The sequence below is a fragment of the Acidovorax sp. genome (genome assembly GCF_016783915.1).
Taxonomy (GTDB): Bacteria; Pseudomonadota; Gammaproteobacteria; order Burkholderiales; family Burkholderiaceae_C; genus Acidovorax.
The window spans coordinates 1-24,613 of the sequence record NZ_JADHVT010000011.1 but is presented as its reverse complement, the minus strand read 5'-3'; the positions used below and the strand labels follow the sequence as shown (position 1 = coordinate 24,613).

The window sequence follows — 24,613 nt, the reverse complement described above, 5'->3', positions numbered from 1 at the left end:
TTGTTAGACTCCCAGGTTTGCCTTCTTTAGGACTTGCTGTTGCATCGCATGGCTGATATTCGAGCGTCTGTATTAATACCAGTCAAAAATGGCGGGCCCTTACTGGGCGATGTGCTGGAGGCAGTGCTGGCCCAGCAGGCACCGTGGCCCTTTGAAGTGATCGTGGTGGACTCTGGCTCGTCGGATGGCTCCGTCGAGTTGGCGCGCCACTATGGCGTGCGCGTTGAGACCATTCCCGCAGCGGAGTTCGGCCACGGGCGAACACGTAACTTTCTGGCGTCGATGGCTGCTGGTGAGTTTCTGGTATTTATCACACAGGACGCACGGCCCGCCAGCCCGCAATGGTTGGCCAACATGGTGCATGGCTGCGATTCTGATCCTGCAATTGCGGGAGCTTTCGGCCCGCATCGGGCTCATCCCCACGCCCGCCACGTCACGCACTGCGAGCTGAACCAGCACTTTGCCGGTTTTGGCGACAAGCTATCGGTGGTGCGCCTGGAAGACCGCGCCCGTTTTGCTGCCGACCCCGGTTATCGGCAGTGGTTGCATTTCTTTTCCAGCAACAACTCGTGTATCCGTCGTTCGGTATGGGCGCAGTTGCCCTTGCCCGAAGTGGCTTTTGCCGAAGATCAGACCTGGGCCTTGCGCGCCATTGAGGCGGGCCATGCCAAAGCCTTTGTTCCCGATGCGGTGGTGTACCACTCGCACGATTTCGGCGTGTGGGAAACGTTGCAACGCAATTTTGACGAGGCGCGATCATTCAACCTCTATTTTGGCTACCGCATCCAGGATCACCTGCCCCAGGCACTGCGGTCGGCCGCGCATTTGGCCAAGCGGGATCTTGCGTGGTTGCGCAGCGGTGGCTTGCGCGGGTGGCGATTGTTCAAGAATGCAGGGTACATGGCGTGCATTGAGCTGGCTCGTGTGGTGGGGCAGTACCTGGGCACGCGCCATGACCGTCTGCCCGCCTGGCTGTTGCGCTCGGTGTCGCGCGATGAGCAATTGCAGCGTGCAGGGGCAGCCTGACCATGGCATTGAACCTCAAGAAGAAAATCTGGCGCGTGAAGGAGATGGTGCGCAAGGAAGGGGTGGTCCCTGCCCTGCGTGCCGTGGTACGCCGCCTGCGCCAGGGGCCCGGCCGGTATGTCGATGTTTTCCGGCATTACGACTTTGCACTGCCTTATGCGCTGCATGCCTTGCCGGGCGAGGCCAGGGTGGGAACCCTTCTGTGGTTTATCCCCGATTTCAACCTGGGCTCGGGAGGGCATCTCAATATTTTCCGCACGATCTGGCATCTGGAGCAGATGGGCTACACGTCCACCATCGTGATCGGCAAGCCCGTCATGCACCAGAACGCAGACGAGGCGCGTGACGAAATACGCGAGCATTTTTTCCCATTGCAGGCCGAGGTGCTGCTGGGGCTGGACCAACTGCCTCCTTGCGAGTTTGCCCTGGCCACGGGCTGGGACACGGCCTATGCCGTGCGGGCATTCGCGGGCGCCCAGCACAAACTGTATTTCGTGCAGGACTACGAGCCCCATTTTTACCCGGCGGGGTCAGAGTCGGTGCTGGCCGAGAACACCTACCATTTCGGATTCTTTGGCATCACGGCTGGTGGCTGGCTGGCGCAGAAGCTGGCGCAGGAATACGGCATGACCACCCATCCGGTGGGTTTTGGTGTGGAGCTGGAGCGTTACCGCCGCCTGCCCCGGCGCGAGCCGGAAATCCGCAGGGTGTTCTTCTATGCCCGCCCTCCTACGCCCCGGCGTGCGTTTGAACTGGGCCTGCTGGTGCTGAATGCCGTCTGGGAGCGTTTGCCCGATGTGCAGTTTGTGCTGGCGGGCTGGGACACGGCGGGCTACCACATTCCGTTTCCGCACCTGAATTGCGGCACGTTGGCGCTGGACGATCTGCCTGACCTCTACAGCCAGTGCGATGCCGCGCTGGTGCTGTCGCTCACCAATGCATCGCTGCTTCCTCTGGAGCTGATGTCAAGCGGCTGTGCCGTGGTGTCCAACAGGGGGGCCAACGTGGAGTGGCTGCTCAACGATGATGTGGTGATGCTGGCGGAGTCATCGCCCGAAAAGCTTGCAGACGCTGTGTGTGTCTTGCTGGAGGACAATGCGCGGCGCCACGCCATGAGCCAGCGTGCCGAGGCGTTTGCCCGAAGCCAGACCTGGGATGCCGTGGCCCGTGATTTCGAAGTGGGCTTGCAGCGCGCCCGTGCGCAGAAACCGCGAGGTGAATCCTGATGCGTTGCGCCATTCTGGGCGGTGCTGGCTTCCTGGGGCGCCACATCGGACGCTCCTTGGCGGTCGAGGGCATGGCGGTGTGGTCGGTGGACCGGATGCTGCCGCAACCGGGAAGTGCCCCCTGGCTGGCGGGTGAGGTGCAAGCGGATTGTTTTGACTTGGCCTCCTGGTGGGACAGAGTAGGCGGTGCGGATGTGATCGTTCATCTGGCTTCGTCCACCGTGCCCGCCACGGCGAGTGAAGACCCAGTGCAGGACGCGCAGACCAACCTGGTGGGCACCCTGCGCCTGTTGCAGGCGCTGCGCCAGAAGGAGGCTCGCCCCAGGCTGTTGTTTGCCTCGTCGGGCGGAGCCGTGTATGGGCGGCCGCAATTTGTCCCGCTGAGCGAAGCGCACCCGACCATGCCTATGGGAGCTTATGGTGCCACCAAACTGGCGATTGAGCACCATTTGCGTATCGAGGAGACGCAGCATGGCCTGCCATGCCGCATCTTGCGGCTAAGCAATCCTTATGGCGAGTGGCAGCAGCCCCATGGAGTGCAAGGCGTGATTGCAGTTTTTGCCCACAGGGCATTGCATGGTCAGCCGTTAGACGTGTGGGGCGATGGCTCCGTGGTGCGAGATTTTGTTTATGCGGCCGATGTGGGGCACGCATTTGTATGTGCAGCGCGCCACGAGGGGCCGACGCGGATCTTCAACATTGGTGGTGGTACGGGACACAGTGTGAACGACATCATCCATACCCTGGAGCAGTTGTTGGGCAAGACTATAGACCGGAGAGTTTTTCTGGCGCGTCCGTTTGACCCTCCGGTCAATGTGCTGGACATCCAACGTGCCCGGGAGGAACTGCTGTGGGCCCCGGCGATGGCTTTTGAGGAGGGCGTGGCCAAGTCTGTGCAGTGGCTGCGGACGGTGCCATGACGCGCCCAGAATCCTCTGTGACAGCAGTGTCTTCGGCGGCTCCCAGGAGCGCGCGCCAGTTGTGGGTTCTGTGGCGGTACTGGATGGTGCGGGAGTTCAAGACCCGTTATGCTGGGTCGGTGCTAGGGTTTGCCTGGGCGTTTGTTCAGCCCTTGGCTTCCCTGGCGATCTTCTATGTGCTGTTTGGCTTGGTGCTCGCCGTGCGGGTGCCCGGGCTTGATGTGAACAACGGCTATCTGTTGCACCTGCTGGCGGGGCTGGCTGTTTGGCTTCCGTTCACTGATGCCATCGGTCGAGGCGTAGGGTGCTTGGCCGCATATGAAGACTTTTTGCGTAAGCAACCCATGCCTGCAGAGATTCTGCCCGCTGTGTCGGTCGGGGGGAGTCTGCTGGTTCTGTGCATTGGATACGGGCTGTTGCTGGTGCTGTCGGTAGTGCAGGGCGTGGGGCCCTATGCGTCGCTCGCATGGCTGCCTGCTTTGGTGCTGGCCCAGATTGCGCTGACCTATGGTCTTGCTTTGTTGCTCAGCATGGCGCATTTCCTGTGGCGCGATGTGGGGTCCATGGTGGCTTTTGGCTTGCAGCTGTGGTTTTACGTGACGCCCATCGTGTATCCGCTGTCGCAGGTGCCGGAGCAGTTTCATCGTTGGTTCTTGTTCAATCCACTGGCCTGTTTGGTGTTGATGGTGCAGGGAACCGTGCTGCATATGCCTGTGCCTCCAGGTACACCAGTGGCTTTGGCGGTGTGGGTGGTGCTGCTCGGCGGTGGTGGGTGGTGGTTCTTCCGTTCGATGAAGTCCGCGCTGGGCGAGGCCTTGTAAATCATGACTATCCGCTTTGAGGGTATCGAGAAAACCTACATGGTGTATGCCCGTCCTCAGGACAGATTGTGGGAGTGGGTGACACGTAGCCAGCGCCACCGGGTGCATGTGGCACTGACCGGTATCGATTTTGAGGTGAAGTCCGGCGAGACGTTCGGGCTGATCGGCGAGAACGGCGCAGGCAAAAGCACCCTGCTGAAGATTGCTGCGGGCACTATCCGGCCTACGTGCGGGCAGGTGACGCAAGAGGGGCGTGTGGCTGCACTTCTGGAACTCGGCGCCGGTTTTCATCCCGAGGAGTCGGGCTATGACAACATCCGTTTCATGGCTGCCCTCCATGGGTTGGAGGGGCATGCCATGGAGGAATTCATCGTCCGGGCAACAGCCTTCTCTGAGCTGACAGAGGAGACGCTGGAGCGCCCTGTGAAGACCTATTCATCTGGCATGTTCATGCGTTTGGCATTTGCTGCCGCGACGGCCATCGATCCCGACGTATTGATCGTGGATGAGGCCCTCTCTGTGGGGGATCTGCATTTCCAGAAAAAGAGCCTGAACCGCATTCTGGAGCTGCGTGAACGTGGTGCGACGGTCCTTTTTTGTTCCCACAATCTGTACCAGGTGCGAAGCCTGTGCCAACGCGCCGCGTGGATTCATGGCGGGCGGATACAGGCTATTGGAGCGACCGAGGACGTGGTGACTGCCTACGAATCGCATGAACGGCGTCGGTATGCGCATCTGCGTGTCGAGTCGAATGAGATCGTAAAAAAAGACGATGCGGAACAGTCGATTGCACCGTTGTCGGCGCTGGCGCTGGTGAAGATCGGGGGGCTGACCATCGAGACCGGGGATGGGGTCAATCCTGCGCAGGTGGACTCGTTTCAGGATATGTCAGTGGAGATCGTGATCGAGTCTTACGCCGATGCGCCATTTCATGTGCTGTTTGCCATCGTCCGTCCGGACAAGGACAATGTGTTTGGCACTAGTACGCAGTTCCGGGCGGAAGAGAAGCCGCTCCAGGGCGTCGGCACTCACCGGATTCGCATGCGATTTCCTCGGTTGTCTTTGCTGTCTGGGGAATACCTGTGGAGTGTGTATGTTCTGGATGATTCAGGCATCCAGGTTCTGGACATGGCAGAGCTGATTCAGCCCTTTACCGTGCTAAACCAAAAACACCGAGAGTTTGGTGTGACCTGGCTCGAGCATGAATGGGTATTGGTGGAATGACGCGTGATTGGTCTCTGGACCTGCTATTTCCCTCTATTGCTCGTGTGCCCACGACCTTGCCATGGCGGCTGGCCAGACGGATAGGTCGCGAATCCCCCTCGGAACGTGAACATCTATTGCGCTGGCTGGAAAGCCTTTTTGCTCGGGTGTTCCCGCATGCCACGGACGCTGAGTACGCCCAATGGGCAAAGGCTCATCTGGCCATGCTGGCCCAGGAGATGGTGGACGCCATGGCGTTCCACCGTCTGGGCCGCTGGGGGGGGCCTGCTATCGATCTGCAAGGGGCTGAGTATGCGAAAAGCCTGACCCGCCAGGGCAAGGGGTTCATCTTGGTGCTCAATCACTTCGATCGGATACTGACCGCGCCGGTAGCGCTCGCCCGAGTGGGGGTCGCCACCAATGTCCTGACGATGCCAGTGCTTGACAATGCAGAGCTTCAGTCGGCGCAGCGTCGATTTCTGCTGCGAAAGATACGCGGCTATACCCAGGTCACTGGGGGAAGATGGCACACCACGAGTGACGGCCTGCGCCCGGTGCACGAGAGCCTGCGGGCGGGCCAGGGGTGGGTGATTTTGGCCGACGCATGGCGACCCGAGTTTGGTCGTTTGCGTGGTCATCCTTTTTTAGGGGGGGCGCTGAATCTGCCCACCGGCATAGAGCGCCTGGCTCAGTCCACGGGTGTTCCATTGCTGCATGCGGTGACATATTCGCGAAGCCCGGCCCACCTGGAGGTGGTTGTCGAGCGGCTGCCGGACAATCCTGGGAAGGCTATTGATACCGTCGTTCAACGCCTGGAACAGGACGTCATAGCCAGGCCCTGGGCATGGTGGCATTGGGGATTATGGGATCAGATGTGGCAGCCGACATCAGGAGCGGAGGGGAATCTATGACCAACGTTGAGCGTTACGACTACGCTTTCGAGCCAGACGGGCAGGAGTGGGCGGCACGGATCTTACGTCGTGTTCCGCCGGATGGCGGCTCGGTCTTGGAGTTGGGCCCGGGTCCTGGCGCCATGACCCGTGTCTTGTTGGCGCGCGGGCATCGGGTGACTGTGGTGGAAAACGACCCCGAGGCTTTGGAGGTCCTCAAGACGTTAGGGGTGGAAGTCATCCCCGGGAATCTGGACAGCACGGACTGGTTGGAAGCGCTCGCTGGTCGGCGTTTCGATGCGGTGCTGGCCTGCGATGTGTTGGAGCATCTCAGAAAACCCGAGGATGTGCTGCATCGTTTGAGCGAGTTTGTCACCCCCATGGGGCGCTTGGTGATTTCTGTCCCCAACATTGCTTATGCAGGTGTGGTGGCGGCGATGCGCAATGGTATTTTCGATTATTCAGACAAAGGGCAACTGGACAGAACCCATGTTCGGTTCTTTACCAAGCGCAGCATCGAAAAGGCGCTGCTGGACTGCGGGTGGGCGCCCAGGGTCTGGGAGGCCAACCGGGTGCCGGTGGAGTGCAGTGAGTTCGCTTGGTACTGGAGTTCGCTGTCAGGTGATCAGCGCCAGGCGCTGCTCGCTGGCTGGCAGGACTTCGACGTGTACCAGTGGATGGTGGTGGTGACCCCGTCAGTGGATGCATCGGCCTGGGAGTTGATTGAGACCCGTGGTATCGCAGACAAGCTGCGTGATGATTTGCAGGCCCTGACGGTGGTTCATCAGCGCGAGCGCGCGTCACTACTTGAGCACCAGAAAGCCTTTTCTGAAGCCAAAGAAATCATCGGTCAGATGCAGCTCGAAATTAATGAGTTGCGCACCGAGATGGAGATCTTGCGCGCGCAAAAGAAGGTGGTGGAGGCGGACTTGGCGGCCAAAATGGTCGAGGCAGAGTCTCGCGAGAGTGTGTGGTTCGGACGTTTGCGTCGGCTCGTGGGCCGAGCCTGAGCCGAATGTCATGGTGGGGCAAATATGTTGCTAGGGGTTCCTGATTTCACGCTTGCGCATGCCGGTGTGGATGTTCTCGGCGCAGATTGTCGAATCGATCCCTCCGTGTCTGTAATGCGCTTTGGCCAGCGTTCAGGGGTGTTGTGTCTAGCCGACGGAGTCAGTCTGTATTCGCACACGCGCCTGGTACTGGGCGACGTAGTGGCTGATCCCCTCGTGGGAATCCGTATTGGTGCTCGTACCATTGTGAATGTGGGGTGCTACCTCTCAGGGGAAGGGGGGCTTGATATTGGTGAAGATGTGTTGATTGGTCCCCATGCCAAGCTCCTGTCTGCGGGGCACGCTATTGACGAGGGAGATGCGATCATTGCGCGCAATCGGATCACCCGCGCAAAAATCACGGTGGAAGATGGGGCTTGGATAGGGGCTGGCGCTATAGTTTTGGAAGGTGTGACCATTGGCCGTGGTGCTGTGGTGGCTGCGGGGGCGCTGGTTCGGCAGGATGTCCCCGCCGGGATGGTAGCCGCCGGAATGCCTGCTCGGCTGATCCGGTCACGGCGTGGAGACGCCTGGCCCGAGCCCCAGGCGCACTCGGTCGGGTTTCTGCGGGTCTGGTCTCGCCTGAAAAGCGTGGGGCACGGCGTGCTGCATCGAGGACGATGATGAGTAAAGTGGATTGGCTGCAGGTGGAGGCGGGTAGTTGGCTGCGGGTGATACTTCGTCTGCGTTGTGCAGCGCTGTCCGTTGTATTGTGGGGCGCCTTGCATCCCGCAGCCAAGGCAGACGCCGTATGGGAGTTTGTGGATGGAGATGGGGTGGTGCACATGGGCAATGGGTCTCCTCCGTCTGCCTCCAGAGGCGTTAAATGGCTCGGCCGGATCCCATCCGTCAAGGCCGATACGGTTGTCAAGGGTAAGGGGCGAGACCCCTCTGCGCTGCAGTTTCCTGGCTATGACGCTGCTAAGCCTCACCTAGAAGCTGCTGCCCTGGCGCAGTCGCTGGACCCCGCATTGGTGATCGCCGTTGCGGCTGCGGAGTCAGCGTTTAACGAGAAGGCCGTTTCGCGCAAAGGTGCTCTGGGCCTGATGCAGGTGATGCCTGCCACCGCCGAGCGCTATGGCGTTGCGGCCCGTCCTGCATCAGAAGGGGCGCATGTAGCCATGGAGCCTAAGGTGAATGCGCAGATTGGAAGCCGTTACCTAGCAGATCTGTTGCGCATGTTTGACGGCGACAAGGAGCTGGCTTTGGCCGCCTACAACGCGGGCGAGGGGGCCGTAATGAAGTATGGGCGGCAGATTCCCCCTTACCCGGAAACGCAGCAATATGTCGCAAAAGTAATGCGTTTATATCGTGCGCTGCTTCGGTAGCGAGTGGGCCGGATCCGCGTTCACTCTTGCATTTCCTGTTCAAAGCTCCTGTGCGATAGCTTGTGAGTAGTTGCTCGTCACTTCCTTTCGCAATGAGCGCCTCATTTTGCGCATCGCGCGTCAATAGATGGTCACGCCGTGCCTTGGCTAGTGCTTTGTCGCAGGTATATGCGCTGAGTGCGGGTACGATCAGCTGCTCATGATCTGGTTGTCTGTGGTGGCATTTATCGTCGCAGCGTTGGCTGCAGGGTACATCGTGCGATGGATGCGCAGCCACGCTTCCGTGTACGGCAATGGCATGCCTCAGCGGTTTCATCTGGGGGATGTTCCTCGCTTGGGAGGGGCTGCCCTCCTCGTGGGCATTGGTTGCAGCTGGGGACTGGGGGTACTGCAGTCTCTTCAGTGGGGAGATCCGGGCTCACTCAAGCTCGGGGCATGGGTGGGCGGCTGGCTGGTGGTGTTGCTGCCTGCCGCCATAGGAGGCATTGCAGAGGACATGACCCAGCGTCTTTCCGTCCGGTACAGGCTGATCCTGACCGGCGCATCAGGTGTCTTTGCTGTGGTTTTGTTGAATCTGACCCTACCCCGCATCGGCTGGCCCTGGCTCGACGCTGTCCTGGTTGCCGCTCCCTGGCTTGGCATCGCCATTGTCGTGCTGGCAGTCGCAGGCCTGCCCCATGCCTTCAATATCATCGACGGCTACAACGGGCTGGCGGGAATGGTTGCCTTGATCGTGTGCCTCGCTTTGGCGCACGTGGCGCTGCAGGTGGGTGACCGGGCACTGGCGGCGCTGCTGGTATCCACTGCCGCAGCCACAGGCGGTTTCTTGGTCTGGAACTACCCGCGCGGCATGTTGTTTGCCGGAGATGGGGGGGCTTATGTGTGGGGCGTGGTGATCGCCATGGCCAGCATCTCGCTGGTGCAGCGCAATGCGGACGTATCACCCTGGTTTCCTATGCTGCTGCTGATCTACCCGGTGTGGGAGACGATCTTTTCCATTTACCGCAAGGCGGTACGGGGTGTTTCTCCGGGTGTGGCCGATGCGCTGCATTTCCACCAGCTCATCTACCGCCGCATTGTGCGCGGGGTGTTTCACGATGATGAGTCCCGCCGGGTACTCATGCGCAACAACCGTACGTCGCCTTATCTGTGGGGTTTCACGCTGCTGACGGTGGTGCCTGCAGTGCTGTTCTGGAACAACACGCCCCTGCTCATGGCGTTTTGTGGGCTTTTTGTGGTCAGCTATGTCATGGCCTACCTGGCCATCGTGCGGTTCAAAGTGCCTAACTGGCTGCGCCACTGACCACTTCTTGTGTTCGCGAGCCCGGCGAATGCGGCACAATTTGCGCCTCACAGTTTTCTCCGGATGGCACGCCTCCATGACCGACCTTCTTTCGATTGCCCCGCGCGACAAGGCTGAAATCCTGGCCCAGGCGCTGCCCTACATCCGCAAGTTCCATGGCAAGACCATGGTGATCAAGTACGGCGGCAACGCCATGACGGACCCGGCCCTGCAGGCCGACTTTGCCGAAGACGTGGTGTTGCTCAAGCTCGTGGGCATGAACCCGGTGGTGGTGCACGGTGGTGGCCCGCAGATCGAGACTGCGCTCAACCGTCTGGGCAAGAAGGGCGAGTTCATCCAGGGCATGCGTGTGACCGATGCCGAGACCATGGAAGTGGTCGAATGGGTGCTGGCCGGTGAGGTGCAGCAGGACATCGTGGGTCTGATCAACCAGGCCGGCGGCAAGGCTGTGGGTTTGACGGGCCGTGATGGCGGCATGATCCGCGCTCAGAAGCTCAAAATGGTGGACAGCAAGGACCCCAGCATCGAACACGACGTGGGCCAGGTGGGCGACATTGTCTCCATCGACCCCAGCGTGGTGAAGGCGTTGCAGGACGATGCCTTCATCCCCGTCATCAGCCCCATCGGCTTTGGCGAGAACAACGAGAGCTATAACATCAATGCCGACGTGGTGGCCAGCAAATTGGCAACGGTGCTGCGGGCCGAAAAGTTGATGCTGCTGACCAACACACCGGGCGTGCTGGACAAGGCGGGCAACCTGTTGACGGACCTGACGGCCCGCCGCATTGACGAGCTGTTTGCCGACGGCACCATCTCGGGCGGCATGCTGCCCAAGATCGCGGGCGCGCTGGATGCAGCCAAGGCGGGGGTCAACGCCGTGCACATCATCGATGGCCGTGTGCCCCATGCCATGCTGCTGGAGATCCTGACCGAGCAGGCCTACGGCACCATGATTCGTAGTCATTGAGATGCTTCCCCTGAGCCGCTTGGCGTCCTCCCCCCCTCACGCTGCGAGGGAGGGAGACGCAGCCGGCGCGGCGGGGTGGCCCTTGCGTGGCCCCCGCTGCCCTGGATCGCGCTAGTTGCAGGCCACATGGGTGGTATCCGTTGCACAAGGTCACTGAAAAATGCGCCTGCTGTTGGTCGAAGACGATGTGATGGTGGCCAGCGGCATCAAGCTGGGGCTCACCGATGCGGGGTATGCGGTGGATTGGGTGGGCAGTGGTGAGCGGGCCGAAGAGGTGCTGCGCGCTGAGTCGTTTGACGCAGCCATCATCGACATCGGGCTGCCCGCCATGGATGGCCTGGAGCTGACGCGCCGCCTGCGCCGCCCTGACATGGCGAGTCCGGCCATGCCGGTGTTGATCCTGACCGCGCGCGATGCGCTGCACGACCGGGTGCAGGGGCTGGACCTGGGCGCGGATGACTACATGGTCAAGCCGTTCGAGCTGCCTGAGCTGCTGGCGCGCCTGCGGGCGCTGTTGCGCCGTTCTCAGGCCGCCACCACCGCCGTGCTGAGTTTTGGCCCCCTGGAGCTGGACACGGCCGGGCGCCGTGCCAGCATGCGCACGCCGTCGGGCGAGCAGGTCATCGAACTGGGCCCGCGCGAGTGGACGGTACTCGAATACCTGCTCATCAACGCCCCCAAGCCTGCCAGCAAAGACAAGCTCCTGCAGGCGCTGACTGGGTGGGACAAGGAGATCACGCCCAACGCGGTGGAGGTCTATGTCTCGCGCCTGCGGGGCAAGCTGGAACCCCATGGTGTGGCGCTGCGGTCCATACGGGGCTTTGGTTACCGGCTTGAACTGCAGGTAACCTGAGCGGGAATTTTCCGCCCCACTTCGCCGCTTCGCCATGCTTTGGAAAACCCCCTCCCGGCGGCCCGGCCTGCGCGCCATGACGTCGGACCTGCGCACCCGGCTGCTGCTGATGCTGGTGCTGCCCCTGTGCGTATTGGTGCTGGCGGGGGTCTGGCTGGATTACCGGTCGGCCGATGAGGCGGCTGGCCAGCACGACCAGCGTCTGGTGCGGCTGCTTCCCGCGCTGGCCGATTCGGTGCTGGCGCCGCCCATCCACGACAACGACCCGCCGCTGCTGCTGCTTGCGCCGCCCATCGAAGAGTTTTTGCGCCAGAACGCGGGCTTTGCGGCCTACAGCGTGCGTGACACATCGGGACGCCTGTTGCTCGGAGAGGGCTGGGTACACGGCGCAGTGCCCACCACACAGGCCCCAGAGTTCCACAGCGTGGAGTTCGGCGGGGTGACCTACCGGGTGGCGGCGCAACGCGGGCGCACGGGGGCGGGCGAACTGGTGGTGGCCCTGGCCGATGGGTCGGACCCCCGCCAGAAATGGGCGCAGCAACTGCTCCTGAGGGTGCTGCTGCCCAACCTCGTACTGCTGATTGCGGCCGGTTTTGCCATCCATTGGGCGGTGCGGCAGGCGTTCAAGCCGCTGGTGGGGCTGGCCGAGGCGGTGGAGCGCCGCTCGCCGCGCGATCTCAGCCCCATCGACGAGGCCGCTTCGCCCGACGAGGTGCGGCCTCTGGTGCACTCGCTCAACCGCCTGTTTGCGCTGGTCAACGCACAGGCCGAAGGGCAGCGGCGTTTTGTGGCCGACGCGGCGCACCAGTTGCGCACGCCGCTGGCGGGCTTGCAGGCCCAGGTGGAGGCCTGGGCCATGATGGCCAAGGCGGCAGCGCCGCCACGCACGTCTTTCCCGGACTTCGATAGAAAAATGCCGCTAGCGCATGAAGATCGTGCTCAGGGTGCTATTGTTTTAGGAGTTGATCAGATCGAGAAGCTGCGCAACGCCACGCGCCGCACCTCGCAGCTGGCGCACCAGCTGCTGGCGCTGTCCCGGGCTGACGCCCGCAGCCTGGACGCGCAGCCACCGCAGCGGGTGGACCTCAAGGACCTGTGCGAATCGCTGCTGGAAACCTTTTTGGACGCCGCCACCGGCAAGGGCCTGGACCTGGGGCTTGATGTGCAGCTGGTTCACGTGACAGGCCATGGCTGGCTGCTGCGCGAGCTGCTGTCCAATCTGGTGGACAACGCCATCAAATACACACCGCCCGGTGGTGTGGTCACCATCCGCTGCGGACTGCGCCAGGGGCGCGCGGGCCCGCCCCGGCCCTACGTGGAGGTGGAGGACGACGGCCCTGGCGTGCCCGAGGCCGAGCGCACCCGCGTGCTGCAGCGGTTCTACCGCGTACCCGGCGCGGGAGGCGAGGGCACGGGCCTGGGCCTGGCCATTGCGGACGAGATTGCCCGGGTGCACCGCGCCGCACTGACGCTGGGCACGGGCCCCCAGGGGCGCGGGCTGCTCGTGACGGTGGTGTTTCCTCTCTAGCCGTGCGTGGCCCGCAGGCTGTCTGGACCGGCCTGGGGCCTGTGCGAGAATCATTTCCATACACGATTGACTTGTGCAAACAGGTGGCGGCCCCGCCCCTCTTGGCTGCGGCAAGATGTGACATCGTGATCCACGCCCTGCTGTGATCCGACCATGCCCCGTGGCATGCGCTCCGGGAGCAGGGCCCCACCGGAGCCCCTGTCCTGCATGTCTGAAATCTCGCCCCTCCCCGAGCCTGCCAGTACCGCCGAAGCGGGTGATGTTGTGGCTGCCCGCAAGCGGCCCAAGCCCGGAGAGCGGCGCATCCAGATCCTGCAAGCCCTGGCGGCCATGCTGGAGCAGCCGGGGGCCGAGCGCATCACCACCGCCGCGCTGGCCGCACGCCTGTCGGTCAGCGAGGCGGCGTTGTACCGCCACTTCGCCAGCAAGGCGCAGATGTTCGAGGGCTTGATCGATTTCATCGAGCAATCGGTGTTCACGCTGGTGCAGCAGATCACCGGGCGCGACGTGCCCGACCCCGCACAGCCTGCCGATGCGGGCGCTCGCCAGGCGGCGCGCATCGTGGCGCTGGTGCTGCAGTTTGGCGAACGCAACCCCGGAATGGTGCGGGTGATGGTGGGTGACGCGCTGGTGTTTGAGCACGAACGCCTGCAGCAGCGCATGAACCAGTTTTTTGACCGCATCGAATCCACCTTGCGCCAGTGCCTGCGGGCGACCACGGCAGCATCCAGCACACCCACGGTCGATGCCCAGGTGGCAGCCAGTGTGCTGACGGCCTTTGTGGTCGGGCGCCTGCAGGGCTATGCGCGCTCGGGTTTCCGGCGCCTGCCTACTGAGCATCTGGAAGCCAGCCTGGCGTTGATGCTGTAGCGGCTCGAGCCCTTGAGGCAGGGCGTCATGAAGGGGGTTGCGCGGCTGCAACGGCCGGTTTGGGTGGGTCTCCCTATTTTTTTCGGGGGCTTGGGGGCTGCGGGGAATTTGCTGCAGAATAGAACGAACGTTCGTTTTTATTCGTGCCCATGTCTTCCACCCCCGAATCCCGTCAGGTCACCCGCATCCCGCGCGCTCGCAGCGGTACCGGCCGCGCCCTGCAAAAAGGCCAGCAGACCAAGGCTGCCATCGTCGAGGCGGCGTTGGGCCTGGCCACGCACATCGGGCTGGAAGGCCTGTCCATCGGGGCGCTCGCAGACGTCACCGGCATGAGCAAGTCGGGCGTGTTTGCCCACTTTGGCTCCCGCGAAGAGCTGCAGATCTCCGTCATCCGCGAGTACCACACACGTTTTGAGCAAGAGGTGTTCTACCCCGCCATGTCCGCCCCACGCGGCGTGGCGCGTTTGTCGGCATTGTTCGACAACTGGATGAAGCGCACCTCCATCGAAATCGACTCGGGCTGCATTTACATCAGCGGCGCGGTCGAGTTTGATGACCGCACCGGCCCAGTACGCGATGCACTCGCCAGCTCGGTGCTGACATGGCATGCCGCCATGCGCCGCGCCATCGAGCAGTGCAAGGAACTGGGCGAGCTGCGTGCCGACACCAAGGAAGAGCAGATGCTCTTCGAGATCCACGGCCTGATCCTCGCGCTGCACTACGAGGCGCGGTTCCTGCAGACCCCGGGCTCCATCGACCGGGCCGTCGTGGGCTTTCACAACATTCTGGCGCGTTACAGCGCGCCAACAGCGGCCGCCAAGGCACCCACAGTGGCGCGCCGCAAAGTTTCCAACCAAACCACCACATCCAAGGAGTAAACCCATGCCTACCTATACGCCGCCCCTGCGCGACATGCAATTCGTCATGCACGAAGTGCTCAAGGTCAGTGATGAATTCAAGGCGATGCCACCCCACGCCGAAGTGGATGTGGACACCATCAACGCCGTGATCGAAGAAGCCGGCAAGTTCGCCGCCGAAGTCGCGTTCCCGCTCAACATCAGCGGCGACACCGAAGGCTGCGTGCTCAACAAGACCACGCACGAAGTGAAGACCCCCACGGGCTTCAAGGACGCCTATGCCAAGTACGTCGAAGGCGGCTGGGCGGCGCTGAGCTGCGACCCCACCTACGGCGGCCAGGGTCTGCCCTTTGTGCTGAACCAGTGCCTGTACGAGATGCTGAACTCGGCCAACCAGGCCTGGACGATGTACCCCGGCCTGTCGCACGGCGCCTACGAAGCCCTGCACGCCCACGGCACCGACGCCCAGAAGGCCCTGTACCTGCCCAAGCTGACCAGCGGCGAGTGGACCGGCACCATGTGCCTGACCGAACCCCATTGCGGCACCGACCTGGGCCTGATGCGCACCAAGGCCGAACCCCAGGCCGATGGCACCTACAAGATCACCGGCAACAAGATCTTCATCAGTGCCGGTGAGCATGACATGGCTGCCAACATCGTCCACCTGGTGCTGGCGCGCCTGCCCGATGCACCCAAGGGCAGCAAGGGCATCAGCCTGTTCGTGGTGCCCAAGTTCCACGTCAAGGCCGACGGCTCGCTGGGCGAGCGCAACCCGATCTTCTGTACCGGCCTGGAACACAAGATGGGCATCCACGGCAACGCCACCGCGCAGATTGCGCTCGACGGCGCCATCGGCACCATGGTGGGCCAGCCCAACAAGGGCCTGGCTGCCATGTTCGTGATGATGAACGCTGCCCGCCTGGGCGTGGGCAACCAGTCGCTGGGCCTGACCGAAGTGGCCTACCAGAACGCACTGGCCTATGCCAAGGACCGCATCCAGTCGCGCAGCCTGTCGGGCACCAAGGCCAAGGACAAGGACGCCGACCCCATCATCGTGCACCCTGATGTGCGCAAGATGCTGCTCACGGCCAAGGCCTACGCCGAAGGCGGCCGCGCGCTGCAGATCTATTGCACGCTGCTGCTCGACAAGGTGCACAGCCACCCCGATGAAAAGGTGCGCAAGGACTCCGAAGAACTCGTCGCTCTGCTCACGCCCATCGTCAAGGCCTTCATCACCGACAACGGCCACATCAGCACCAACGCGTGCATGCAGGTCTTCGGCGGCCACGGCTTCATCAAGGAATGGGGCATGGAGCAGTACGTGCGGGACAACCGCATCAACATGATCTACGAAGGCACCAACACCATCCAGTCGCTCGACCTGCTGGGCCGCAAGGTGCTGGGCAATAACGGCGCCACGCTCAAGAAGCTGGGCAAGCTGATCGGCCAGCTGGTGGAAGAAGAGGGCGTGAACGAACGGATGGCCGAGTTCATCAACCCCGTGGCCATGCTGGGCGACCAGATGACCAAGTTCACCACCGAGATCGGCTTCAAGGGCATGCAAAACCCCGATGAAGTGGGCGCTGCCGCCGTGGACTACCTGCGCGTGGCCGGCCACCTGGTGTTCGGCTACCTGTTTGCCCGCATGGCCCAGGTGGCCTTGCGCGAAATCGCCGCTGGCAACACCGATCCGTTCTACGGCGCCAAGCTGCAGACCGCTCGCTTCTACTTTGCCAAGCTGTTCCCCGAAACCGCCACGCTGATGCGCACCGCACGTGCTGGCAGCAAGGTGCTGATGGACACCGATCTGGCCTTGGCCTGATTGGTGCCGGATGCGGTTTTCAAGCCTTTTTGCCAGGGAGCGCACATGTTCAAAGCGGTAGCAGCTATTGTTTTGGTAGCGGGTACGCTTCCGGCCTGGGCGCAGATGACGCCCGAAGGCCTGTGGCGCAACATCGACGACAAGACCGGTGAGGCCAAGGCCGAGATCCGCATCCGCGACATCGGCAGTGGCATGCTGCACGGAGCGCTGGAAAAGCGCCTGACCAAGGATGCCAAGCCTGACGATGTCTGCGACGAATGCTCGGACGACCGCAAGGGCAAGCCCATCCTGGGGCTGGAGATCATCCGTGGCGCCAAAAAGGCAGAAGGCAAAGAGGTGTGGGAGGGCGGCAAGATTCTCGACCCCGAGAATGGCCGCAACTACACCCTGCGCATGACCCCCATCGAGGGCGGCAAGAAGCTCGAAGTGCGCGGCTCGATCGGCCCGTTCGGCCGCACGCAAACCTGGATCCGCGTCCAGTAAACCCCATTCCCGTGGCCGCGCGCACCGCCAGAGGCGCTGCGCCGCGCCCCAACCAGGAACTCAACCCATGTCCCGATTCCAAGTGAAAAAAGTCGCCGTGCTCGGCGCAGGCGTGATGGGCGCGCAGATTGCCGCCCACCTCGTCAACGTGAAGGTGCCCGTGGTGCTGTTCGACCTGCCTGCCAAGGAAGGCCCGAAGAACGGCATCGTCACCAAGGCCGTGGAAGGCCTGAAGAAGCTCAAGCCCTCGCCCCTGGGCGTGGCCGACGACGCAGCGCTGATCCAGCAGGCCAACTACGAAGAGCACATGCACCTGCTCAAGGAATGCGACCTCGTGATCGAGGCCATTGCCGAGCGCATGGACTGGAAGCTGGACCTGTACACCAAGATCGCTCCCCATGTGGCCAAGCATGCCATCCTGGCGTCCAACACCTCGGGCCTGTCGATCACCAAATTGAGCGAAGTGCTGCCCGAGAGCATCAAGCCCCGCTTTTGCGGCATCCACTTCTTCAACCCCCCGCGCTACATGACGCTGGTGGAGTTGATCAACACCCCCACCACCCAGCCTGAAGTGCTGGACCAGCTTGAAGCCTTTGTGACCAGCGGCCTGGGCAAGGGCGTGGTGCGTGCGCACGACACGCCCAACTTCGTGGCCAACCGCGTGGGCATCGCCGGCATGCTGGCCACGATGAAAGAGGTCGAGAACTTCGGCCTGACCTACGATGTGGTGGACGACCTCACAGGCAAGAAGCTCGGCCGCGCATCGAGCGGCACCTTCCGCACCGCCGATGTGGTGGGCCTGGACACCATGGCCCACGTCATCAAGACGCTGCAGGACAACCTGAGCATCGAGACCGACCCCTTCTACGAAAGCTTTGGTACGCCCGCCGTGCTGAAAAAGTTGCTGGAACTGGGCAATCTGGGCCAGAAGACCAAGGCCGGCTTTTTCAAGAAGGTCGGCCGCGACGTGATGCGCTTCGAGCTGGAAAGCGAAGAGTACGTGCCCGCTGGCCAGAAGGCCGACGAGGTATACGCCCGCATGCTCAAGAAGCCCGCCGCCGAACGCCTGCGCCTGCTGCGCAACGCCGAAGGCGCGCCCGGCCAGTTCCTCTGGGCCATCCTGCGTAACAGCTTTCACTACGCTGCCGTGCACCTTGGCACCATTGCCGACAATGCCCGCGACGTGGACCAGGCCATGCGCTGGGGCTTTGGCATGAAGCAGGGCCCCTTCGAGCTGTGGCAAGAAGCGGGCTGGCTCGACGTGGCGAAAATGATTCAGGAAGACATCGACGCGGGCAAGGCCCTTTCCAAAGCACCGCTGCCCGAGTGGGTCTTCAGAGGCCCCGTAGCTGAAGCCGGTGGCGTGCACACCGCGCAAGGTTCGTGGAGCGCATCGCAGAACAAGTTTGTCCCGCGCCGCCAGTTGCCTGTGTACGAGCGCCAGATCTTCCCCGAGGCCCTGCTGGGTGAGTCCAGCCTGCCCGACTGGCGCACCGCCGGTACGACCATTGCCGAGTCCAGGGCGCTGCGCACCTGGACGCTCGACGGCCAGGTATTGATCGCCAGCATCAAGAACAAGATGCACGCCATCAGCCCCGAAGTGATGGAAGCGCTGATGGAGGGCCTGGAACTGGCCGAGGCCGAGTACCAGGGCATGGTCATCTGGTCCGGCGACGCGCCGTTCAGCGTGGGCGCTGACCTGGAAGCCACCATGCCTGCGTTCATGGTCGGCGGTGCCGATGCGGTGGAAAGCATCGAGCAGGAGCTGCAAAACCTGATGATGCGCATCCGCTATGCGCAGGTGCCTGTCGTCGCAGCCATCCATGGCATGGCGCTGGGCGGTGGCTGTGAGCTGGCCGTGTATTCGGCCAAGCGCGTGGCCCACATGGAAAGCTACATCGGCCTGGTGGAAGTGGGCGTGGGCCTGGTGCCCGGTGCTGGCGGCCTGACCTACATCGCCCGCCGTGCGGCCGAGAACATGGCGGCTTCGACAAGCAAAGATCTGCTGCCCTTCCTGACGGAAGGTTTCACTGCCGCCGCGATGGCCAAGGTGGGCACCAGCGCTCTGGAGTCGCGCAAGCTGGGTTACCTGCTGGACAGCGACGTGATCGTGCCCCACAAGGATGAGCTGCTGTTCGTGGCCATCAACGAAGCCAAGTCCATGGCCGCCAGCGGCTGGCGTGCACCGCACAAGCGCCTGTTCCCCGTGGCGGGCCGCAGTGGTCTGGCCACCATCAAGGCGCAGCTGGTGAACATGCGTGACGGCGGCTTCATCAGCGCCTACGACTTCAAGATCGGCGCCATGATCGCCGAGGTGGTCTGTGGGGGCGATGTGGACGCAGGTGCGCTGGTGAGCGAGGAATACCTGCTCACGCTGGAGCGCAAGGTGTTCTGCCACCTGATCGCCCAGCCCAAGACGCACGAGCGCATCCTGGGCATGTTGTCCACCGGCAAGCCGGTGCGCAACTGATCCGAGCGTCGATGGATCACCGGTTGACCGACATGAGCGAACACGCCCCCAACAAACTGCAGCGCTCGCTGATGCGCCTGGACGAGGCCCCCGCCTTCATGCGCGGCTTCGTTCAGAACATCATCCTGCGCCGGGCCGTGCCCTTTACCGGCACGGCCGGGGTGAAGTTTGTATCGCTCACGCCTGAGCGTGTCGAAGTGCATCTTGCCAACGAGCACCGCGTGCAAAACCACATCGGTGGCGTGCACGCCTCGGCCATGAACCTGCTGGCCGAAACGGCCACCGGCATGGCCGTGGGCATGAACGTGCGCGACGACTGCCTGCCGCTGGCCAAGGAGTTGTCCATGGCGTTCAAGAAGCGCGCCACGGGCGGCCTCAAAGCCGTGGCCACGCTCACCGCCGAGCAGCGCGCCGCCATGCGGGCCAGCGACAAGGGCGAGGTGCAGGTGAAGGTCACCGTGACCGACGAAGCCGGTGTGGAGCCGGTCGAATGTGTATTTACGTGGGCCTGGGTTCCTTCCAGCCGCCCCCCCAAGAATTGAAGGAGTTTCACCATGGCTCAAAAACAAGTCCAGGACGCCTACATCGTTGCCGCCACGCGCACGCCCATCGGGCGCTCGGGCCGCGGCTATTTCAAGAACACCCGCCCCGATGACCTGCTGGTCGCAGCCATCAAGAGCGCGATGCTGCAGGTGCCCACGCTGGACCCCAAGGCGATTGAAGACGCCATCATTGGCTGCTCGTTCCCCGAAGGCGAGCAAGGCATGAACATGGCCCGCATTGCAGTGGGCCTGGCGTTCGACCACCCGGTGGGCGGCGTGACCGTGAACCGCTTTTGCGCGTCCGGCATCACCGCACTGCAGATGGCTGCTGACCGCATCCGCGTGGGTGAGGCCGATGTGCTGATCGCTGGCGGCGCCGAGTCCATGAGCCTGGTGCCCATGGGCGGTAACAAGCCCTCGTTCAACGCAGAAATCTTTGCGCGTGATGAGAACGTGGGCATTGCCTACGGCATGGGCCTCACGGCCGAGAAGGTGGCCCAGCAGTGGAAGATCAGCCGCGAGGCGCAAGACGCTTTTGCGCTCGAATCCCACCTGCGTGCCATCAAGGCGCAAAAGGCCGGTGAGTTCACCGACGAAATCACGCCCTACGAAATCGTGGAGCGTTCGCCCAACCTCGCCACCGGCGAAGTGGTGGAAAAGCGCCGCACCGTGAGCCTGGATGAGGGCCCGCGCCCCGACACGTCCCTGGAAGGCCTGGCCAAGCTCAAGCCCGTGTTTGCTGCACGCGGCAGTGTCACGGCAGGCAACAGCTCGCAGACCAGCGATGGCGCGGGTGCACTGATCGTGGCCAGCGAAAAGGCCGTGAAGCAGTTTGGCCTGACGCCCCTCGCGCGCTTTGTGAGCTACGCCGCGCGTGGCGTGCCGCCCGAGATCATGGGCATTGGTCCTATCGAAGCGATTCCTGCAGCCCTGCGTTATGCGGGTCTCAAGAGCGATGACATCGGCTGGTACGAGCTGAACGAAGCGTTTGCGGCCCAGTCGCTGGCGGTGATCAGTACGCTGGGTCTGAACCCTGCGAACGTGAACCCCATGGGTGGCGCGATTGCATTGGGGCACCCGCTGGGGGCTACCGGTGCCATCCGTGCGGCGACGGTGGTGCATGCGCTGCGTCGGCACAAGCTGAAGTACGGGATGGTCACGATGTGTGTAGGTACCGGCCAAGGCGCCGCGGGCATCATCGAGGCTTTGTAACCGGCTACTGCGCGGGCCATCTGCGTCGTTGGGCGGTGCTCGGAATCCTCACGTACAGGAAGTACGTTCCGGTTCCTGTGCTCCGTCCACCTAGCAGCTGATCCCGCTCGCTACGCCCTTGAGGGCGGGGTGTGAAGGCAGGGGGAAGTGCACTGCCTGTTTTTCTTTTCCATTCAAGCTGGCGCAGATCGGCATTGAACCAAGGAGACAGACATGAACAAGCAAACCTTGCAGGTGAACGGGGCAGTGTCATTGGCGCTGCGTGTCTATGAGCCCGAGGGCGCTCCGCGCGCCAGCGTTGTCATTGGCGGCGCGATGGGGGTGCGGCAGTCGTTTTACGAGGCCTTTGCGCTGTGGATGGCGCAGCAGGGGTTTCGGGTCACCACGTTTGATTACCGAGGCCACGGCGATTCGCTGCAGGGCGCCATGCGCGACGTGAAGGCGGATCTTTTCGATTGGGCCGAGGACTACGAGGCGGTGATCTCCGTCGCCAAGGCAGCGTTGCCGTCGCAGCCGCTGTATCTGCTGGGCCACAGCCTGGGCGCGCAGTTGCCGGGCTTGCTGAAAAAGCCTGGGCAGGTGGCTGGCCTGCTGAGCGTGGCCGCAGGCAGCGGCTACTGGCGTGACAACGCTCCGCAGCTCAAGCGCATCGTTCCGTATTTCTGGTGGGTGCTGGTGCCGCTGGCCACGCGGCTGTGCGGGTACTTTCCGGGGCGCACGCTCAAGAAGGTGGGCGACCTGCCTGCGGGGGTGATCCTGCAGTGGCGGCGCTGGTGTCTGGACCCCGCTTACAGCGTGGGGGCTGAGGGGCCTGCGGTGGCGCAGAGTTATGGCGCGGTGCGGTTCCCGGTGCTGGCGCTGTCGATGGCGGACGACGAGCTGATGACCTTGCGCGGCACGCACAACCTGGTGAACCTGTACGCCAACACCGAGCGCCGGGTGGAGAGCATCACCCCGGCTGACTTGCAGGTGCGGCGCATCGGCCATTTCGGCTTCTTTCGCGACCAGTTCCAGCAGAGCCTGTGGCCGCGCGCAGCGGCTGCGCTGGCCGCACTGGGCGGTGGCGGAATGCCCCACGGCGAAGTCTCCGGTACGACGGCCTGAGCGGTCGTTTCGCGGCACACTCGCAGCATGACTTCCTCTTCATCCACTTCTTCGTCTGCGTCTTCGTCCTCCGCTGCCCACCCGCTGGACGAGGCGCTGCAGCTGACTGCCTCGTCCGCTGCGACCGGCCAGTACGAAGGGCAGACCCACCCCGGCTACTGGAACATGGTGGGCCCGTTTGGCGGCATCACCGCTGCCACGCTGCTGCAGGCCATCTTGCAGCACCCCGATCGGCTGGGCGACCCGCTGTCGCTCACAGTCAACTACGCGGGCGCGTTGACCGCTGGTGCGTTCACGGTGCAGGCAACTCCTGTTCGCACCAATCGCTCCACCCAGCACTGGACGCTGTCGATCCTGCAGGCCGGTGCCGACGGCGCGCAGGTGGTCACTACCACGGCCACCGCCGTCACGGCCGTGCGCCGCGAGACCTGGAGCGTGGGCGATGTGCCCATGCCGCAGGTGCCCCCACCTGCAGAGCAAAAAGCCATCGTTGCCCCCTTGGGTGCGGTGGAATGGCTCAACCGCTACGAGATGCGTCCCATCGCTGGCTTCATCCCGCGCACCTGGGACGGCAGTGGCGACCACAGCCTGACGCAGCTGTGGATGCGCGACACACCACCGCGGCCGCTCGACTTTGTGGCGCTGTCCGCATTGGCCGATGTGTTCTTCCCCCGCGTGTGGCTGCGCCGTGCGCGCCAGGTGCCTGCGGGCACGGTGTCCATCACCGTGTACTTTCACGCCACAGCAGAGCAGCTGCAGGCCACGGGCACGGGCTTCCTGCTCGGCCAGGCGCGCGGGCAGGAGTTCCGCAACGGATTCTTTGACCAGACCGTGCAGCTCTGGAACGAGGCAGGCACCATGCTCGCCACCAGCCACCAGATCGTTTACTACAAGGAATAGTGCGCGGACCGGTGGCTCTGCGCCGCCGTGCATCGTTCCTCTCGTCCCCATCCATCAGACCCGGAATCACCTCCACCATGACCGAAGCCACCCAAGACATCCTCGTCCACTCCGAAGCGGGCGTGACCACCATCACCTTCAACCGCGTGGACAAGAAGAACTCCATCACGCGCGACATGTACGCCGCCATGGCCGATGCGCTCGATGCCGCCAAGGCCGATGCCAGCGTGCGCGTAGTGGTGTTCCAGGGCGACGTGGCGATCTTCAGCGCGGGCAATGACATTGGCGACTTTCTGCAGCAGCCGCCTGCCACGCAGGACTCGCCCGTGTTCCGTTTTCTGCGCGGCATCGCCACTTTCCCCAAGCCCGTGATCGCTTCGGTCTGCGGCCCGGCCGTGGGCATCGGCACGACCATGCTTTTCCATTGCGACCTGGTCTATGCGGGCGACAACGCGGCGTTCTCCATGCCGTTCGTGAATTTGGGCCTGTGCCCCGAGGCCGCATCGAGCCTGCTGGTGCCGCAGATGCTGGGGTACCACCGCGCTGCGGAAGCGCTGCTGCTGGGCGAGCCTTTCATGGCCGAGGCCGCGTTGGAAGTGGGGCTGGTGAATCGTGTGGTGCCGCCCACCGAGTGCAATGGCGTCGCACAGGCGCAGGCGAAGAAGCTGGCTGCCAAGCCGTTGTCGTCGCTCATCGAAACCAAGCGGTTGATGAAGGGCGGGCAGACAGCGAAGGTGCTGGAGGTGATGGCGGAAGAGGGCGAGAGCTTTGGGCGCATGTTGCGTGAGCCTGCAGCGCGGGAAGCGTTCTCGGCTTTTATGGAAAAGAGAAAGCCTGATTTCAGCGCGGTTTGATTCGCTAGTTTTGAGGTATTTTGGCTGCTGGCGCTTGTAAATAAAGCGCTGGCAGCTATTGTTTTTATAGCTCGTTCGCGCCCCACCCGTTCGGGTTGGCCTACCGAAGCTTGTTTTGGCGGTGGCTACTGCATGCCCGTGTGAAGTGCGGGAGCCGGGAGTCGCCCGGCGTGCGAGTAACTTTCTTTTGCTTCGCCAAAAGAAAGTCACCAAAGAAAAGGCGACCCCCAGTCTGCGGCCCCTTCGCGGTGCGAAGGGGCAGACCTGCGGCGGGGCGGTTGCGGGGTGCGCCGTGGAACTCACTGCGCTGCGGTGCAGCTTCGTTCAGACATCCGCGGCGAGTCAGAGCACGAGGCATGGGCGCTCCGACGCCCATGCTCACCCC

23 protein-coding genes are annotated in these 24,613 nt (G+C 63.1%); all 23 read left to right on the top strand.

The window, feature by feature from the left end; all coding sequences use genetic code 11:
- Positions 1–48 precede the first annotated feature (48 nt).
- The 23 genes from ISS20_RS04260 (at position 49) to ISS20_RS04150 (ending at position 24,228) form a co-directional block, all read left to right on the top strand.
- Complete coding sequence (locus ISS20_RS04260; protein ID WP_291434011.1) at positions 49–1,026, top strand: glycosyltransferase family 2 protein; 978 nt, start codon at positions 49–51, stop codon at positions 1,024–1,026.
- A 2-nt stretch (positions 1,027–1,028) separates the two neighbouring features.
- Entirely contained in the window at positions 1,029–2,252 is a 1,224-nt protein-coding gene (locus ISS20_RS04255; protein WP_291434009.1) for a glycosyltransferase family 4 protein, read from the top strand.
- Positions 2,252–3,172, top strand: coding sequence for an NAD-dependent epimerase/dehydratase family protein (locus ISS20_RS04250; RefSeq protein WP_291434007.1), 921 nt, complete (start codon positions 2,252–2,254; stop codon positions 3,170–3,172). Before ISS20_RS04255 ends, ISS20_RS04250 begins: the two co-directional genes overlap by 1 nt.
- 59 nt (positions 3,173–3,231) lie before the next feature.
- Complete coding sequence (locus ISS20_RS04245; protein ID WP_291434005.1) at positions 3,232–3,993, top strand: ABC transporter permease; 762 nt, start codon at positions 3,232–3,234, stop codon at positions 3,991–3,993.
- 3 nt (positions 3,994–3,996) lie between these two features.
- Positions 3,997–5,217: an ABC transporter ATP-binding protein gene (locus ISS20_RS04240; RefSeq protein ID WP_291434003.1), complete on the top strand. Its 1,221-nt coding sequence runs from the start codon at positions 3,997–3,999 to the stop codon at positions 5,215–5,217.
- The gene (locus tag ISS20_RS04235; protein ID WP_291434002.1) at positions 5,199–6,107 is read left to right on the top strand and encodes a hypothetical protein; all 909 of its coding nucleotides are present in this window, start codon (positions 5,199–5,201) and stop codon (positions 6,105–6,107) included. The genes ISS20_RS04240 and ISS20_RS04235 overlap by 19 nt, the downstream gene beginning before the upstream one ends.
- Entirely contained in the window at positions 6,104–7,096 is a 993-nt protein-coding gene (locus ISS20_RS04230; RefSeq protein WP_291434001.1) for a methyltransferase domain-containing protein, read from the top strand. Before ISS20_RS04235 ends, ISS20_RS04230 begins: the two co-directional genes overlap by 4 nt.
- A gap of 24 nt (positions 7,097–7,120) precedes the next feature.
- Positions 7,121–7,759, top strand: coding sequence for an acyltransferase (locus ISS20_RS04225; RefSeq protein ID WP_366827604.1), 639 nt, complete (start codon positions 7,121–7,123; stop codon positions 7,757–7,759).
- Positions 7,759–8,463, top strand: a complete 705-nt coding sequence (locus tag ISS20_RS04220) for a lytic transglycosylase domain-containing protein (protein ID WP_291433999.1) — start codon at positions 7,759–7,761, stop codon at positions 8,461–8,463. Before ISS20_RS04225 ends, ISS20_RS04220 begins: the two co-directional genes overlap by 1 nt.
- Before the next feature lie 199 nt (positions 8,464–8,662).
- A complete protein-coding gene (locus ISS20_RS04215) occupies positions 8,663–9,766 on the top strand; it encodes a glycosyltransferase family 4 protein (RefSeq protein WP_291433996.1) in 1,104 nt (367 codons plus the stop codon).
- Positions 9,767–9,842: 76 nt separating this feature from the next.
- On the top strand, positions 9,843–10,733 hold the full coding sequence (gene argB / locus ISS20_RS04210) for an acetylglutamate kinase (RefSeq protein ID WP_291433995.1): 891 nt from the start codon (positions 9,843–9,845) through the stop codon (positions 10,731–10,733).
- Positions 10,734–10,893: 160 nt separating this feature from the next.
- Positions 10,894–11,586: a response regulator transcription factor gene (locus ISS20_RS04205; RefSeq protein WP_291433993.1), complete on the top strand. Its 693-nt coding sequence runs from the start codon at positions 10,894–10,896 to the stop codon at positions 11,584–11,586.
- Between the two features lie 76 nt (positions 11,587–11,662).
- Positions 11,663–13,114 carry a sensor histidine kinase gene (locus ISS20_RS04200; RefSeq protein WP_291434081.1) on the top strand — a complete coding sequence of 484 codons (1,452 nt, stop codon included), beginning with the start codon at positions 11,663–11,665 and terminating at the stop codon, positions 13,112–13,114.
- A gap of 207 nt (positions 13,115–13,321) precedes the next feature.
- Positions 13,322–13,984, top strand: coding sequence for a nucleoid occlusion factor SlmA (gene slmA / locus ISS20_RS04195; RefSeq protein ID WP_291433992.1), 663 nt, complete (start codon positions 13,322–13,324; stop codon positions 13,982–13,984).
- A gap of 149 nt (positions 13,985–14,133) precedes the next feature.
- Positions 14,134–14,862 carry a TetR/AcrR family transcriptional regulator gene (locus ISS20_RS04190; protein WP_291433990.1) on the top strand — a complete coding sequence of 243 codons (729 nt, stop codon included), beginning with the start codon at positions 14,134–14,136 and terminating at the stop codon, positions 14,860–14,862.
- Between the two features lie 4 nt (positions 14,863–14,866).
- A complete protein-coding gene (locus tag ISS20_RS04185) occupies positions 14,867–16,663 on the top strand; it encodes an acyl-CoA dehydrogenase C-terminal domain-containing protein (RefSeq protein WP_291433989.1) in 1,797 nt (598 codons plus the stop codon).
- A 45-nt stretch (positions 16,664–16,708) separates the two neighbouring features.
- The gene (locus ISS20_RS04180) at positions 16,709–17,146 is read left to right on the top strand and encodes a DUF2147 domain-containing protein (RefSeq protein ID WP_291433987.1); all 438 of its coding nucleotides are present in this window, start codon (positions 16,709–16,711) and stop codon (positions 17,144–17,146) included.
- A 67-nt stretch (positions 17,147–17,213) separates the two neighbouring features.
- Positions 17,214–19,616: a 3-hydroxyacyl-CoA dehydrogenase/enoyl-CoA hydratase family protein gene (locus tag ISS20_RS04175; protein ID WP_291433985.1), complete on the top strand. Its 2,403-nt coding sequence runs from the start codon at positions 17,214–17,216 to the stop codon at positions 19,614–19,616.
- A 32-nt stretch (positions 19,617–19,648) separates the two neighbouring features.
- Positions 19,649–20,158 carry a DUF4442 domain-containing protein gene (locus ISS20_RS04170; RefSeq protein WP_291433984.1) on the top strand — a complete coding sequence of 170 codons (510 nt, stop codon included), beginning with the start codon at positions 19,649–19,651 and terminating at the stop codon, positions 20,156–20,158.
- A gap of 12 nt (positions 20,159–20,170) precedes the next feature.
- Positions 20,171–21,370 (top strand): acetyl-CoA C-acyltransferase, encoded by a 1,200-nt coding sequence (locus ISS20_RS04165; protein ID WP_291433983.1) that lies wholly within the window; start codon positions 20,171–20,173, stop codon positions 21,368–21,370.
- A 213-nt stretch (positions 21,371–21,583) separates the two neighbouring features.
- A complete protein-coding gene (locus tag ISS20_RS04160; protein WP_291433982.1) occupies positions 21,584–22,474 on the top strand; it encodes an alpha/beta fold hydrolase in 891 nt (296 codons plus the stop codon).
- 27 nt (positions 22,475–22,501) lie between these two features.
- Positions 22,502–23,374: a thioesterase family protein gene (locus tag ISS20_RS04155; protein ID WP_192420784.1), complete on the top strand. Its 873-nt coding sequence runs from the start codon at positions 22,502–22,504 to the stop codon at positions 23,372–23,374.
- A 77-nt stretch (positions 23,375–23,451) separates the two neighbouring features.
- Complete coding sequence (locus ISS20_RS04150) at positions 23,452–24,228, top strand: enoyl-CoA hydratase (protein ID WP_099731277.1); 777 nt, start codon at positions 23,452–23,454, stop codon at positions 24,226–24,228.
- Positions 24,229–24,613 lie beyond the last annotated feature (385 nt).